General features: G+C 40.3%; 20 protein-coding genes and 1 pseudogene. 20 read left to right on the forward strand and 1 reads right to left on the reverse strand.

The window, feature by feature from the left end; all coding sequences use genetic code 11:
- Positions 1 to 37 precede the first annotated feature (37 nt).
- The 18 genes from QDN89_RS21005 (at position 38) to QDN89_RS21090 (ending at position 12,260) form a co-directional block, all read left to right on the forward strand.
- Positions 38 to 691 (forward strand): adenylate kinase, encoded by a 654-nt coding sequence (locus QDN89_RS21005; RefSeq protein ID WP_280772149.1) that lies wholly within the window; start codon positions 38 to 40, stop codon positions 689 to 691.
- Positions 688 to 1,437, forward strand: a complete 750-nt coding sequence (gene map / locus QDN89_RS21010; protein WP_280772150.1) for a type I methionyl aminopeptidase — start codon at positions 688 to 690, stop codon at positions 1,435 to 1,437. The genes QDN89_RS21005 and map overlap by 4 nt, the downstream gene beginning before the upstream one ends.
- Before the next feature lie 21 nt (positions 1,438 to 1,458).
- On the forward strand, positions 1,459 to 1,761 hold the full coding sequence (locus QDN89_RS21015; protein ID WP_280772151.1) for a KOW domain-containing RNA-binding protein: 303 nt from the start codon (positions 1,459 to 1,461) through the stop codon (positions 1,759 to 1,761).
- 4 nt (positions 1,762 to 1,765) lie between these two features.
- Entirely contained in the window at positions 1,766 to 1,984 is a 219-nt protein-coding gene (gene infA / locus QDN89_RS21020) for a translation initiation factor IF-1 (RefSeq protein ID WP_138812235.1), read from the forward strand.
- Positions 1,985 to 2,031: 47 nt separating this feature from the next.
- Positions 2,032 to 2,145 carry a 50S ribosomal protein L36 gene (gene rpmJ / locus QDN89_RS21025; protein WP_003322638.1) on the forward strand — a complete coding sequence of 38 codons (114 nt, stop codon included), beginning with the start codon at positions 2,032 to 2,034 and terminating at the stop codon, positions 2,143 to 2,145.
- Positions 2,146 to 2,166: 21 nt separating this feature from the next.
- Positions 2,167 to 2,532 carry a 30S ribosomal protein S13 gene (gene rpsM, locus QDN89_RS21030; protein WP_280772152.1) on the forward strand — a complete coding sequence of 122 codons (366 nt, stop codon included), beginning with the start codon at positions 2,167 to 2,169 and terminating at the stop codon, positions 2,530 to 2,532.
- Between the two features lie 23 nt (positions 2,533 to 2,555).
- The gene (gene rpsK / locus QDN89_RS21035) at positions 2,556 to 2,948 is read left to right on the forward strand and encodes a 30S ribosomal protein S11 (protein ID WP_280772153.1); all 393 of its coding nucleotides are present in this window, start codon (positions 2,556 to 2,558) and stop codon (positions 2,946 to 2,948) included.
- Between the two features lie 180 nt (positions 2,949 to 3,128).
- Entirely contained in the window at positions 3,129 to 4,073 is a 945-nt protein-coding gene (locus QDN89_RS21040) for a DNA-directed RNA polymerase subunit alpha (RefSeq protein WP_280772154.1), read from the forward strand.
- Positions 4,074 to 4,145: 72 nt separating this feature from the next.
- Positions 4,146 to 4,508: a 50S ribosomal protein L17 gene (gene rplQ, locus QDN89_RS21045; protein WP_280772155.1), complete on the forward strand. Its 363-nt coding sequence runs from the start codon at positions 4,146 to 4,148 to the stop codon at positions 4,506 to 4,508.
- Positions 4,509 to 4,685: 177 nt separating this feature from the next.
- Positions 4,686 to 5,525: an energy-coupling factor transporter ATPase gene (locus QDN89_RS21050; protein ID WP_280772156.1), complete on the forward strand. Its 840-nt coding sequence runs from the start codon at positions 4,686 to 4,688 to the stop codon at positions 5,523 to 5,525.
- On the forward strand, positions 5,501 to 6,373 hold the full coding sequence (locus QDN89_RS21055; protein ID WP_280772157.1) for an energy-coupling factor transporter ATPase: 873 nt from the start codon (positions 5,501 to 5,503) through the stop codon (positions 6,371 to 6,373). Before QDN89_RS21050 ends, QDN89_RS21055 begins: the two co-directional genes overlap by 25 nt.
- 2 nt (positions 6,374 to 6,375) lie before the next feature.
- A complete protein-coding gene (locus QDN89_RS21060) occupies positions 6,376 to 7,179 on the forward strand; it encodes an energy-coupling factor transporter transmembrane component T family protein (protein WP_280772158.1) in 804 nt (267 codons plus the stop codon).
- A gap of 15 nt (positions 7,180 to 7,194) precedes the next feature.
- Positions 7,195 to 7,971 carry a tRNA pseudouridine(38-40) synthase TruA gene (gene truA, locus QDN89_RS21065; protein ID WP_280772159.1) on the forward strand — a complete coding sequence of 259 codons (777 nt, stop codon included), beginning with the start codon at positions 7,195 to 7,197 and terminating at the stop codon, positions 7,969 to 7,971.
- Positions 7,972 to 8,124: 153 nt separating this feature from the next.
- On the forward strand, positions 8,125 to 8,562 hold the full coding sequence (rplM, locus tag QDN89_RS21070) for a 50S ribosomal protein L13 (RefSeq protein ID WP_280772160.1): 438 nt from the start codon (positions 8,125 to 8,127) through the stop codon (positions 8,560 to 8,562).
- A gap of 20 nt (positions 8,563 to 8,582) precedes the next feature.
- Entirely contained in the window at positions 8,583 to 8,975 is a 393-nt protein-coding gene (rpsI, locus tag QDN89_RS21075) for a 30S ribosomal protein S9 (protein ID WP_280772161.1), read from the forward strand.
- A 274-nt stretch (positions 8,976 to 9,249) separates the two neighbouring features.
- Positions 9,250 to 10,983, forward strand: coding sequence for a carbon starvation CstA family protein (locus QDN89_RS21080; RefSeq protein WP_280772162.1), 1,734 nt, complete (start codon positions 9,250 to 9,252; stop codon positions 10,981 to 10,983).
- Positions 10,984 to 11,051: 68 nt separating this feature from the next.
- Positions 11,052 to 11,309 (forward strand): cory-CC-star protein, encoded by a 258-nt coding sequence (locus tag QDN89_RS21085; RefSeq protein WP_280772163.1) that lies wholly within the window; start codon positions 11,052 to 11,054, stop codon positions 11,307 to 11,309.
- 24 nt (positions 11,310 to 11,333) lie between these two features.
- Entirely contained in the window at positions 11,334 to 12,260 is a 927-nt protein-coding gene (locus QDN89_RS21090; RefSeq protein WP_280772164.1) for an ArsA family ATPase, read from the forward strand.
- Between the two features lie 283 nt (positions 12,261 to 12,543).
- On the opposite strand, the gene QDN89_RS21095 is transcribed toward QDN89_RS21090, so the two are convergent.
- A complete protein-coding gene (locus tag QDN89_RS21095) occupies positions 12,544 to 12,795 on the reverse strand; it encodes a hypothetical protein (protein ID WP_280772165.1) in 252 nt (83 codons plus the stop codon).
- A gap of 231 nt (positions 12,796 to 13,026) precedes the next feature.
- Here QDN89_RS21095 and QDN89_RS21100 point away from each other — a divergent pair, with 231 nt between their 5' ends.
- Together QDN89_RS21100 and QDN89_RS21105 are read left to right on the forward strand one after the other, a co-directional pair.
- The gene (locus QDN89_RS21100) at positions 13,027 to 14,157 is read left to right on the forward strand and encodes a YheC/YheD family endospore coat-associated protein (RefSeq protein ID WP_280772166.1); all 1,131 of its coding nucleotides are present in this window, start codon (positions 13,027 to 13,029) and stop codon (positions 14,155 to 14,157) included.
- Positions 14,158 to 14,341: 184 nt separating this feature from the next.
- A pseudogene (locus QDN89_RS21105) lies at positions 14,342 to 14,533 on the forward strand (RNA-guided endonuclease InsQ/TnpB family protein); the annotation flags it as partial.

A 14,533-nucleotide genomic window follows, 5' to 3' on the forward strand; every position in this document is an offset into this window, starting at 1 on the left:
CCTTCGATCGAAGATTAGAACGATGGAGGGGAAAAAGATGAATTTAATCTTAATGGGACTTCCAGGTGCAGGAAAAGGAACCCAAGCAGAGAAGATCGTTGAAAAATACGGTGTTCCACATATTTCAACTGGAGACATGTTTCGTGCCGCGATTAAAAACGGTACCGATTTGGGTCTTAAAGCAAAATCGTTTATGGATGAGGGTAACCTTGTTCCAGACGAAGTGACGGTTGGAATTGTGAAAGAGCGTTTAAGTCAAGATGACTGTAAAGACGGCTTTTTACTTGATGGTTTTCCTCGAACTGTTGCTCAAGCATCAGCACTTGAAGATATGCTGACTAGTCTAGGACGTCAATTGGATCATGTTCTATATATTAAAGTACCAAAAGAGGATCTTTCTAAACGACTCACTGGTCGTTGGATCTGCCCTACATGCGGAGCCACGTACCACGAGATTTATAATCCTCCTAAGGTTCAAGGAAAATGTGATAAAGACGGAAGTGACTTGATTCAACGAGAAGATGATAAACCGGAAACGGTTGAAAAGCGTTTGGAAGTGAACTTAGGTCAAACAAAACCTCTAGTTGATTTTTATACGGAGAAGGGCTACCTTCGAAATATTGATGGTCAACAAGATATTGAAGTCGTTTTTGAAGATCTTGATGCACTTTTGAAAGGAAGCCATCAATGATCATTTGTAAGACTCCGCGAGAGCTGGATATTATGAGGCATGCAGGGGAAATCGTTGCATTAACTCACCAACAACTTCAAAAACACATTAAACCTGGAATCACAACGAAAGAATTAGACCAAATCGCTGATAAATTTATTCGATCGAATGATGCGATTCCATCTTTTAAAGGATATAATGGATTTACTGGAAGTATCTGTGCTTCAGTGAATGATCAATTAGTACATGGAATTCCGGGAAACCGCGCTCTTGAAGATGGTGACATTATCAGTATTGATATAGGCGCTGATTACAAAGGGTATCATGGTGACTCGGCATGGACGTATCCAGTGGGAACGATCGATGAAAAGACAAGTAAGCTCCTTGAAGTCACCGAAGAATCACTATATAAAGGACTTGCTGAAGCCAAGCCAGGTGAAAGGCTCTCTAACATTTCACACGCGATTCAAACGTATGTTGAAGCTCATGGTTTTTCCATAGTGAGAGAATATGTAGGTCACGGGGTTGGTCAAAGTCTTCATGAAGATCCACAAATTCCTCATTTCGGTCCACCAGGAAAAGGACCGCGACTGAAAGAAGGAATGGTTTTAGCTATTGAGCCGATGGTTAATGCTGGAAGCCGACATGTACGGACATTGAAAGATAATTGGACCGTCGTGACGACAGATGGGGAAATGTGTGCCCATTTCGAACACACAATTGCTATTGTTGACACAGGATATGAAATATTGACAAAAGCCCAATGAACGAATGAAGGTGGTCACTAAATGAAAGATCCTGAATCGAATCCGCAAGTCGGAGAACTTGTGCGTATTTTGAATGGAAGGGACAAAGATCAGTTCGCTTTTGTGATAGATGTATTGGATGAACGTTTTGTTCGTATCGCAGACGGGGATAAAAGGAAAGTAGACCGTGCAAAACGGAAAAACATTCTCCATATCGAGCGGACAGATATTATTGCTCCGGAAATCAAGAATAGCATTGTTGAAACGGGCCGTGTCACCAATGCCAAATTGCGGTTTGCAATTTCAACATATATTGATGATAATTTACTGAAGGAAGGAGAGTAAATTCATGGCCAAAGAAGATGTAATCGAAGTAGAAGGAACGGTTATTGAGCCGCTTCCAAATGCGATGTTCCGCGTTGAGTTAGAAAACGGACATAAGATCTTGGCCCATGTCTCAGGCAAAATCCGTATGCACTTTATTCGAATTTTACCAGGAGACAAGGTTACTGTAGAATTATCTCCGTACGATTTAAGTCGTGGACGAATCACGTATCGTTATAAATAAATCAACAAGTTATGATAGTCACTCCGCATTATAAGGAGGTAGAAAGCATGAAGGTAAGACCATCTGTGAAACCGATTTGTGAAAAATGCAAAGTTATTCGCCGAAAAGGTACCGTCATGGTAATTTGCGAAAATCCTAAACACAAACAAAAGCAAGGGTAAAACTATAGGAGGTGTAAAAGCATGGCACGTATTGCTGGTGTCGACATTCCTCGTGATAAGCGAGTCGTCGTCTCTCTCACGTACGTTTTCGGAATTGGCCAGTCTAAAGCTAGCACAATTCTGAAAGAAGCTGGTGTTTCTGAAAACACACGCGTACGCGATTTAACTGAAGATGAATTAACTAAAATCCGTGAAGTAGTAGACGGAGTTAAAGTAGAAGGAGATCTTCGCCGAGAAGTTTCTCTAAATATCAAGCGTCTGATCGAAATTGGATCATACCGTGGCATTCGTCATCGCCGTGGGCTTCCAGTCCGTGGTCAAAAGACAAAGAACAATGCACGTACACGTAAAGGTCCTCGTCGGACTGTAGCGAATAAGAAAAAGTAAAGTAAAGGAGGTCATGTTCAATTATGGCTAAACCAAAAACGACCCGAGCTAAGCGTCGTCAACGGAAAAATATTGAGTCCGGAATTGCACACATTCGTTCTACTTTCAATAACACGATCGTAACGATTACAGATCCAGCAGGGAATGCAATCTCTTGGGCAAGTGCAGGAGCTCTTGGTTTCAAAGGCTCTCGTAAATCTACTCCATTCGCAGCACAAACAGCTGCTGAAACATGCGCTAAAGCGGCAATGGAACACGGAATGAAGTCTGTTGAAGTTTCAGTTAAAGGCCCTGGTGCTGGACGTGAAGCTGCAATTCGTTCTCTTCAAGCTGCTGGCTTAGAAGTGAACATGATTAAAGATGTCACACCGGTTCCACATAACGGTTGCCGCCCACCAAAACGTCGTAGAGTATAGTCGCATCAGAGGTATGAATAGTCATACCCATGTCAATAATGGTGTAAGAACCTAAGTCCATTATATGGATACAGATTTGTATTGACGGTATCGTGACAGGTCGAGGTGTGCCCAATGAGGGATTCCGGTTGTGCCTAAATCACAACCGGGGTTTCGACGTTTTGAAGGAGGGTTTGTTTAATGATCGAGATAGAAAAGCCGAAAATTGCAGCCGTCGAAATGAGTGACGATGCAACGTATGGAAAATTTGTCGTAGAACCTCTTGAACGCGGATATGGGACGACGTTGGGAAATTCCCTCCGCCGGATTCTACTTTCGTCTTTACCTGGTTCTGCTGTAACAAGCGTCCAGTTTAACGGAGTGCTACATGAATTTTCTACGATTGAAGGTGTGGTTGAAGATGTAACAACCATTATTCTCAATCTTAAGAGACTTGCGCTAAAAATTTACTCAGAAGATGAAAAGACATTGGAAATTGATGCACAAGGCGAAGGAGTCGTTACTGCTGCTGATTTAATGCATGACAGTGATGTTGAGGTTTTAAACCCAGATCTTCATATAGCTACTCTTTCTAAGGGAGCTCAATTTCAAATGAAAGTAACAGCTAATCGTGGGCGAGGGTACTTACCATCAGAAGGAAATAATTCAGATGATTTATCAATCGGAGTTATTCCTGTAGATTCTATGTATACTCCAGTGACACGTGTTAACTTCCAAGTGGAAAACACGCGTGTTGGTCAAATTACTAACTTTGATAAATTGACGTTGGATGTATGGACAGATGGAAGTATTCGTCCGGAAGAAGCTGTTTCACTTGGAGCTAAAATTCTTACTGAGCACTTAAATATCTTCGTCGGTTTAACAGATCAAGCACAACATGCTGAGATCATGGTTGAAAAAGAAGAGGACCAGAAAGAAAAGGTTCTTGAGATGACGATTGAAGAGTTAGACTTGTCTGTTCGTTCCTACAATTGCTTAAAGCGTGCAGGTATTAATACAGTTCAAGAGCTAACACAAAAGTCTGAAGAAGACATGATGAAAGTTCGTAACCTCGGACGAAAGTCGCTTGAAGAGGTTCAAGAAAAACTTGAAGAACTAAGTCTTGGACTTCGGGACGAAGAATAACCTATCAAAGTATCGATTTGATTATCAAATCGTTGACGGAGATATATTTTCACCCGAGAAGGAGGGACCAACATGGGATACAGAAAATTAGGTCGCGATAGCAGTGCCCGTAAAGCACTTTTCCGTGATTTAACCACTGATTTAATCATCAATGAACGAATTGAAACAACGGAGCCTAAAGCAAAAGAGCTTCGTTCAATCGTTGAAAAGATGATCACATTAGGTAAGCGTGGTGACTTACACGCTCGTCGTCAAGTTGCTTCTTTTGTCCGCAATGAAGTTGCAGACGAAGAAACTGGACAAGACGCTATTCAAAAACTTTTTGATGATGTAGCAAAACGCTACGATGATCGTCAAGGCGGTTATACTAGAGTTCTTAAGCTAGGACCTCGCCGTGGAGACGGTGCAGAAATGGCAATTATCGAACTTGTATAAGTTCCTTGTTGCTCTAAAGGGCGAGACACAGAGTCTGGCAACAGATTCTGGTTCTGTGCCCTTTTTTTGTACCTTTTTATAAGAGTATCATTTGTTTATAGTGCGTTTTGAAATACCCCTAGTTTCACTGATTGATAATTACTTCTGCCAAACCCTTTTAATGGGAGGTTTTTTTGTATGACAAATGATATTCATGTTGACCACTTATACTTTCGTTATCATGAGCAGGCTCCTTATGTGCTTCATGATATCTCTTTAACTGTCAAGCAGGGAGAGTGGTTAACGATCCTTGGTCATAACGGCTCCGGAAAGTCGACGTTAGCAAGGTTTTTTAATGCGCTTCATGTTCCTAAGGAGGGAAAGGTTATCTCTTGTGGGATTGACACGAAACACGCAAACGAGTGGGTGAATATTCGCCGGCAAGTAGCGATGGTATTTCAAAATCCGGATAATCAAATTGTCGCTCCAACCGTAGAAGATGATGTGGCTTTTGGTTTGGAGAATGCTGGAATACCATATGAAGAAATGCATGAACGAGTTTATCGTAGTATTGAAAGACTGGGGCTACGTGGTTTAGAGACACAAGAACCTCACCGTTTATCAGGTGGACAAAAGCAACGAGTAGCTTTAGCTGGTGCACTTGCCCTTCGTCCTAAAGTGATTGTATTAGATGAAGCAACGTCTATGCTTGATCCTACTGGGAGAATAGAAGTATTATCAATGGTAGAAAAGTTGAGAAAAGAAGAGAACATTACCATCATCACAATCACGCATGATGTCACAGAAGCCATGTTAGCAGATCGTATTATTGTTTTGCATGAAGGCTCCATGGCTTATGAAGGCACTCCAGACGAGATTTTAAGTGATGAAAATGCGCTTAGGAAAGTAGGACTTAGGGCACCATTTATCGTGCAAATGGCAAATGAGTTAAAAAGACAACAAGTGCCTTTGCCAAATGGTGTGTTATCTCATGAGGAGTTGGTTACGTCATTATGCAAATTAAAGCCAATCACTTAACATACACCTATATGAAAAACACACCATTTGAAACAAATGCTATCGATAAATTGGATTTGATGATTCCTGGTGAGCAGTTCACATCGATTATCGGTCACACAGGTTCAGGGAAATCAACGTTGGTCCAGCATTTCAATGGCCTATTAAAACCGACAGATGGATCGATAAAAATTGGTGAATGGACCGTCAAAAGTGATACGAAACAAAAGCTCCTTTATCCTTTGCGTCGTCATGTAGGAATGGTTTTTCAGTTTCCGGAACACCAGCTTTTTCATGAAACGATTTTAGCAGACGTGGCTTATGGACCGATGAACTTTGGTTTTTCCAAGGAAGAGGCAGAGAAGGTAGCGAAGGAATGTTTAGCCAATGTAGGTATTGATGACCAGCTATTTGACCGATCTCCTTTTGATGTGAGTGGAGGACAGATGAGACGTGTCGCTATTGCTGGTGTTCTTGCATTAGATCCTGAACTTCTCATTCTAGACGAGCCCACAGCTGGTCTAGATCCAGAAGGACAAGAAATGATGATGAAGCTCTTTCATGATTGGTATGAAGAAAGAGAAGAACGATCGATCATTCTCGTCACACATCAGATGGAAGATGCTGCACGCTATTCTGATGAGGTCATCGTAATGGATGGGGGAAATGTGATTGATAGAGGAACCCCAAGGCAGATTTTTGCAAAGAAAGCCGAACTAGAAAAGATTGGTTTAACTGTTCCTGAATCTGTTCAACTACTTGAAGCGCTTCAAGCTCATTCAGAAAGTGAACTTAATACCTCTGCATTTACATTGGAAGATACGGTCGAAAGCATCTTATCTTTTCTGCACAAGAAGGGGCGTGACTAGTCGTGTTTGATAACGTGATTATAGGTCAATACGTCCCGAGGAACTCTCTCGTTCACAAGATCGATCCAAGAGCGAAACTGCTAGCTATTCTGCTATTTATTATCTTTTTATTCATAAGTCGCCATCCCGTCGTTTTATCATTGGCTATTGTCATCACAGGCACAACATTTATTCTTGCAAAAATACCGTTTCGCTACTACATAAAAGGGATGAGATTCATTGCTATCTTAATCTTTTTTACTTTCTTATTACACCTTTTTATGACAAGAGAAGGAACGGTTATTGTGGACTGGCCTTGGTTGACCGTATATTCGGGAGGCGTAGTCGAAGGAAGTTTGATTGCTCTTAGGTTATTTTTGTTAGTGCTAATGGCCTCGCTTCTTACGCTAACGACCACACCTATCGATTTAACTGACGGCATGGAAAGACTAATGAAACCATTGAAAAGGATCCGTGTTCCTACGCATGAATTAGCTTTAATGATGTCGATTGCCTTAAGGTTCATTCCAACCCTTTTAGGGGAGACGTCAAAAATCGTGAAAGCGCAAATGGCACGCGGAGCGAATTTTTCAGAAGGTTCGTTATGGAAGCGATTGAAATCGTTAATTCCAATTTTGATCCCATTGTTTGTTCAATCATTTAAGCGAGCAGAAGATTTAGCGATAGCCATGGAAGCAAGAGGATACGGTGGAGGAGAAGGTCGGACGAAGTTCAGACAGTTAAGGTGGAAAAGAAACGACTCCATTGCAATTGGGGTATTCGTCATGTTTGCCTTGCTAACGATTGTATTTGGATTTATCGAATAAAGGGAGAGAGAACCTATGCCAAGAGTATTAGCGACTTTGTCTTATGACGGAGCCCAGTTTCATGGCTACCAACGACAGTCAAATGATCGTTCTGTGCAAGGGGAACTAGAACGAGCGTTACGAAAAATTCATAAAGCAGATTCGTGGCGGTCCACTTCTTCAGGAAGAACCGACGCGGGAGTCCATGGTATGCGTCAACCCGTGCACTTCGATACACCTTTATCGATCTCAGAAGAACGATGGCCAATGGCATTAAACAGTGTGTTACCTGATGATATTCACGTCTTGCGCTGTGAGTTTGTCTCAGAGTCGTTTCACGCCCGTTATGATGCTATTGGGAAGGAATACGTCTACCATGTCAACACGTCGATACAAAGGAACGTGTTCAAGCGTCATTATGTCCACCATTTACCGAAAAAGTTAGAGTTAGATTCCATGCAGAAAGCCGCTTCCAATTTAGTTGGTACTCATAATTTCACTAGTTTTTCGTCTCCGAAAACGGATGTCGTCGATAAAGTACGCACGATTTATATGATTGACATTGTCCAAAATGGACAAGACTGGACGTTTCGGTTTATTGGCAGCGGTTTTTTATATCAAATGGTTCGCGTTTTAGTAGGGACCCTTCTTGAAGTTGGACTTAGGGAACGACAGCCTAGTGAAATAGAAGAGATCTTACAAGGACAAGACCGAACTCTTGCAGGGAAAACAGCCCCGGCATGCGGATTATATTTATCTCAAGTTTTTTACGAACAACAAGAATTAGAAGCTTATCTAAAAAAATTGCAATAACAACGCATTCGGGTGTAACATTTTGTTGACAGTGACCTTCAGATATTATATGATGGTCTATGGTATTCTTATGCCCACTAGCCCCGGGTACGGAATAGACTAGTTGAAATGTAGGAAATTCATTGGATAGTTTTTATTAGGAGGGAAACACAAATGCGTACGACATATATGGCAAAACCAAGTGAAATTGAACGCAAATGGTTCGTAGTCGACGCAGAAGGTAAAACACTCGGTCGTCTTTCGACTGAAGTAGCTAGCCTTCTTCGCGGAAAGCACAAACCAACATTTACACCACACATGGATACAGGTGACCACGTGATCATCATCAATGCAGAGAAAATCCACTTAACTGGAAACAAGTTAGCGGATAAGATGTACTATCGTCACAGCCAATACCCAGGTTCATTGAAAGCAACATCTGCTGGTGAAATGCGTGACCGAAAGCCAGTAAAATTACTTGAGCTTTCTATTAAAGGAATGTTGCCTAAAGGACCTTTAGGTAGCCAAATGTACCGAAAGCTAAATGTGTATGCTGGTAATGAGCACCCACATGAAGCACAAAAGCCAGAAGTATACGAATTACGCGGTTAATATAGAAGGAGGGAATTTTCTTGGCACAAGTTCAATATTATGGAACAGGTCGTCGTAAAAACTCCGTTGCACGTGTACGTCTAGTACCTGGAGACGGCAAAATCGTGATCAACAACAGAGACATCAACGAATACTTTGACCTTGAAACATTAAAAGTTATTGTTAAGCAACCACTAGTTGAAACACAAACAGAAGGCACTTATGACGTGCTTGTAAACGTAGATGGTGGAGGATACACAGGACAAGCTGGAGCAATCCGTCATGGTGTTGCTCGCGCTCTTCTTATTGCGGATCCAGAATTCCGTGATTCACTTAAGAAAGCAGGATACTTGACTCGTGACTCTCGTGCGAAAGAGCGTAAGAAATACGGTCTTAAAGGCGCACGTCGTGCACCTCAGTTCTCGAAGCGTTAATATCCCTTATATACCAAGGGTTCAGCCCTCTTTGCTCATGTCGAGCAAGGAGGGTTTTTTCGTGGTTTGAGAGAAGTGGCTAAAAATAAGAGTCAACAGGGGTTTATATGAATCTATTTAACAATGTTATTATAAGGGAAAATGTCCAAATTATTTACAAATTCAGAATTTTTGCTACAATGAAATGGGAATAACATTTAAGCGCTTACAATATAATTTTTGCAGGGAGGGAACTGAGACAAACAAAAAAGAGAATAGAGGGAGGTAGGAGTAAATGTCAGCTATATTGGTCGCCATATTAGGTCTAGTAATATTTGCTTTAGGCTATCGTTTTTATTCGAAATTTATTGCTGAAAGGATTTTCCGTCTGGATCCTGATTACGTGACACCAGCTCACAAGTACAAAGATGGCGTCGACTTTGTACCGACAAACAAATTTGTATTATGGGGTCACCACTTTACTTCTGTAGCAGGTGCTGCACCAATATTAGGGCCTGCAATAGCTGTTTATTGGGGATGGCTTCCGGCTGTTCTATGGGTCGTATTTGGTACGGTTTTTGCTGCTGGTGTTCACGACTTTGGAACGCTTGTTATTTCTGTCCGGAACAAAGGTCAGTCAATAGGTACATTAGCGAACAAGCTCATTGGTCAACGTGGAAAGATTTTATTTTTATTTATTATTCTCATTCTAGTTTTGATGGTGAATGCCGTTTTTGCATGGGTGATTGCGAACTTATTCATAACATATCCAGCTAGTGTCCTACCGGTATTTATTCAAATTCCATTAGCAATATGGATTGGATACGCCGTTTACAAACGAAATATTAAGATGCTTGTCCCTTCGTTAATTGCGTTGGCAGTAATGTATGCAACGGCGATTTTTTCTGCGCAAAATGAATTTTTGCAAATTGACTTAGTTCGATATATGGGTGGGGAGGAAGCGGCAGGTCTATTTGGACTTGGTGCTGTAGCGACTGCTTTCTTCATATGGATTGCTATTTTACTAGCCTATGTCTATGTGGCATCAACCCTTCCTGTATGGAAACTACTTCAACCGCGAGATTTCATTAACTCGCATCAACTAGTTGTCGGGTTAGGAATTCTTTATTTAGGATTGTTTTTGACAAATCCACAGATCACGGCACCAGCAACGAATCCTGGAGCGGATACGTCCTGGCTACCGTTATTGTTTATTACGATTGCTTGTGGTGCCATCTCAGGGTTTCACGGGCTTGTATCGTCAGGAACAACGTCGAAGCAATTAAATAAAGAAACAGATGCACGTTTTGTCGGTTATTTTGGAGCTGTCGGGGAAGGGGTTCTAGCCTTAGTATCCATTCTCGCTGTTGTCACATTATTCTCCAATGCCGATGAGTTTTTAGGTGCATATGGAAGTTTTGCAGAGGCAAATGCCATTGGACTAGGAAACTTTGTAGAAGGTGCAGCAGGCCTTGCGCAAGGCTTATTCATTCCTCAAGGAGTGGCTACAACAATCGTATCGATTATTGTTGTCAGTTTTGCTGCAACGACGCTTGATACAGCCGTTCGTCTGATGCGTTATATTATTTCTGAACTAGGTACAGAGTATAAAATTCCAGCGCTTACGAAAACACATGTAGCAACGACGGTTGCAGTAGGTTCTACGGCAGCGCTTGTTCTGATTCCAGAAGGACCACAAGGATTTGGCTCAGGAGGTTACTTACTATGGCCGCTGTTTGGTACGTCTAATCAGCTATTAGCAGGGATAAGTTTATTACTGATCTCTTTATGGCTCAAGCGATTAGGTAGAAACTATATTTATACGTTCATACCGATGATCTTCTTGTTATTTATGACGATGTATGCCCTTTTCCAACAGGTCACTTTTACGTGGTCATGGTGGGGAACAAATTCAAATATGCTTCTATTTGTATTTGGTGCGATAAACTTTGTCTTTGCTTTATGGATTTCGATTACAGCATTTTCTGCCATGCGAGGGAAGTTTGATAATCAGATTGACAAGGATTAAACTAGAAGGAACCAAAGGGGAGGTCACAGTTGGCCTCTTCTTTTCCTTTCTGAAAGGAGGAGTGATTAGTGTTAGATAGTGTGAAAAAGCTGATTAAATACTATGAAGAAGTTATTAGCCTCAATCATAAACAGGAAATTGCAAGAGAACTAAGAGACGAGGATGATCTATTTTTATTGATGCTTTATTCAGAAATGCTGGGAATTCCTAACCCTGTATACTACTATACACTTGAGCTTTATCCACATATGATTGAAGAATTTCATGACTGGCACTTACGAATGGGCATGGACAAATCACCATTAACAGGAATTCGCTGCTGCTAATGATAGGAAGAGGGTGTTTGCCAGATGGAAGTATTGGATAAAAAGATCATTTTTGTTGGAGGGAAAGGTGGGGTCGGTAAATCCACCTCAGCTGCAGGAATTGCTTGGCGTGCGGCTGAAAAAGGTTATAAAACACTGCTTATTTCCACTGATCCTGCCCACAATTTAGGGGATATCTTTGATCAGTCGATTGGTGGAAAAACGACAAAAGTGAGCGATTATCTTTCTGCGCTAGAAATTGACCCAGATATCGAAACGGAAAAGTACATTGATAGTGTGAAAGAAAATATGAAAGGAACCGTCCATTCAGGTATGATGGAAGAAGTCCATCGACAGCTTGATACGGCAAAGGCTTCCCCAGGAGCGGATGAAGCGGCTTTATTTGATAAACTAATTTCGATCATTTTAGAAGAAAGCGAACATTTTGATAAGCTCGTTTTTGATACAGCACCAACAGGGCACACGATTCGACTACTCACTCTCCCTGAACTCATGGGTGTTTGGATTGAAGGGCTGTTAAAAAAACGCAAAAAAACGAAAGAAAACTATAGCCAACTTTTAAATGATGGGGAACCAATCGAGGATCCGATTTACGATGTCCTTCGGGAACGACAGGAACGATTTTCGAAGGCGAGAAAGATTCTACTAGATGGAAATATAACAGGCTTTATTTTTGTATTAAACCCAGAACGTTTACCTATTCTAGAAACGAAAAAAGCCCTTGAGCTACTAGACAACTATCACCTTCACGTGAAAACATTGATTGTGAACAAAGTGCTGCCGGAAAATGCTGATGGAACGTTTTTGCAGGAACTGAAGGAAAATGAGAAGGGGTATTTATCACAAATAAAGCAAACGTTTAAGGACCAGGAGATTGTCTATATTCCATTGTTTTCGCATGATATTTCAAGCAAAGAAGAATTAATGGAGTTTAGTAAATATTATAGCTGATTGGTTCGGAAAAATAATAGACAGATGCTAGATTTTTTCATATGGATGGAATGAATATAGTGATGGTTACTGCACTCCGGATTATTCTTGAGTGTTTAGTGTTGAACGAGATAAAATTATCATAAGTATATAGTACATAAAACTCTCAACTTTCAGTCATACGTTTGACGTTTATTAAATACCCCTTGGCAACAATGCCAAGGGGTATTTTCGTTCTGCGTACACCACCCAAGTATTACACAGTGCTTAAAGGAGTGTGTAGACCTTTTTCTGAACGATTTTATTACTCTTCGTCATCATTACCATTATTACTAGCAGTTCCTAGTGCACCTAGAATGCCAGTCAGAAGACCTAATAGTTGTTGAACTTCGTCATCCGTTAATGTTTGAGGGGATGTTAATCTTACACACGGTAACTCAAGTTGAAGTTCAATTCCTAAAGCGACGATATCTATTGGACATGGGATGCCAATACATAGAATTTCATCACCAGTGCAACAGCTATCAGGACAACTATTATTATTGTTATTACCCATCTTTATCTACCTCCTTTCGGTTGAGCTAATCTCATTTATATGATCACGTTCTATCAGTGATTGTTTTATAACCTATTTATTTGTTTGATTCTATAAAAAAGGGTGAAAGTAATAGGTTTCCTAACTATATCGAGTGGTTGATAGAACATATATTATATAAAGTCGGAAATTTATATTTTTTACCAATTATTTCATTCATTCATGAAGAGTTTTTGTAAAGGTGGTATTTGAATGTATGTAGATATTAATCCGTCTCAAGGAAGTTTGGAAGAGAAAGTGGATCAGAATTCGTTCGTAATTGGAGTATTGGCAGCAAAATCAAGAAGAAGGTTAAAGAAGTCCCTCCATGAATTGAGACATTTAGGAGACGGATATAAAAATGTTCGTATCATTGCTTTTTATCTTATTGGAATAGATCGAGAAAAACGACTAGTGGAAGGGTATATATATGATCCTTTTGAAAAGGGTTGGAGACCATCAATACTTCCAATACCCTACGCAGTCATCAACCGTATCGGTTTAACAACGGACTGGCAAATCTTCTTTAGAAAAACTTTAGGAAGTAGAATGATCAATAATTTCACTTTTAATAAATGGGAAATGTACAAGTGGCTTTCCATTCATTCTGGATTAAACAGACACTTACCAAAAACTCATCTTATAACATCTCCACAAGACATCGTTGACTTCTTAGATGAATGGAAAGAAGCCTATATAAAACCGGTTAGTGGAAGTTATGGCAAAGGGATTTTTAAAGTTACTAAACAAGGAGAAAATTTCAAAGTAGTCACTAGTCGGCAAAAAAAAGAGAAGCATACGTTATTTTTTAATAAAGAAGAGTTGGTAAATTACTTTAAAAAGCGATGTAAAAAGAAGGGATATCTTGTTCAGCAAGTGATTAATCTATATGTTCGGGATATTCCGATCGATTTCAGGGTCATTATGGTAAAAGACAATTTAGAAGAATGGAACAATCTAGGGATGATTGCTCGAAAAGGTAGAAAAGAAGGAATTGTAAGTAACACAGGTCTAGTAAAAAGAGGCAATCCATCCTTGCAAAACCTACTTTCCATGTCAAAGTATGAAGCTATCCAATTAAGACAAGAGATGAGCGATCTTTCTTTTGAAGCGGTCCACCACATGGAAAAATTCGGTGGGACGTTTGGGAATTTAGGGAATGTTGGGTTTGATTTGGCCATAGATAGAAACCGTAATCTTTGGATTATTGAAATCAATCATCGGAATCCAAGGCATCTCATGGCAGTAGATGCTGGCGATGATCACATCTTCGTCAATGCTAATAAATTAATAATGGATTATGCCGTCCATTTAGCTAAATCTAAGATCTTGAAACGGGATTAGCTTAATGATTAACAATAAAAAAGGTCAAACTCCTCCTCTATCATTAAAGCCAAGAGGACTCCTTCCTCAAAAATTCGATAGAAATTTAGGTGGGAGGTGAATTGGCGGTTTTGGTACTAGAATTTTTATAATTTTTTAGGTAATATAAACGTATTAGAACTTATGTTTGGGGGGTGAAAATCAAATGGCAAACTACAAAACCATGCAAATTTGTGTCAAAAAAGGACACCGAATGCACGAATATTTTCAAGAGATGTGCCAACGTGCAAAGAACATGCATAACACAACCAACTTTTATATCCGACAAGTTTATACGTCTTTAACACAAGAAAAGGAGTTGCAACCTCTTCAAAGCGAAGTGTTGGATTCCATTCAA

Source organism: Salipaludibacillus daqingensis, from assembly GCF_029891575.1.
Classification (GTDB): domain Bacteria; phylum Bacillota; class Bacilli; order Bacillales; family Salisediminibacteriaceae; genus Salipaludibacillus; species Salipaludibacillus daqingensis.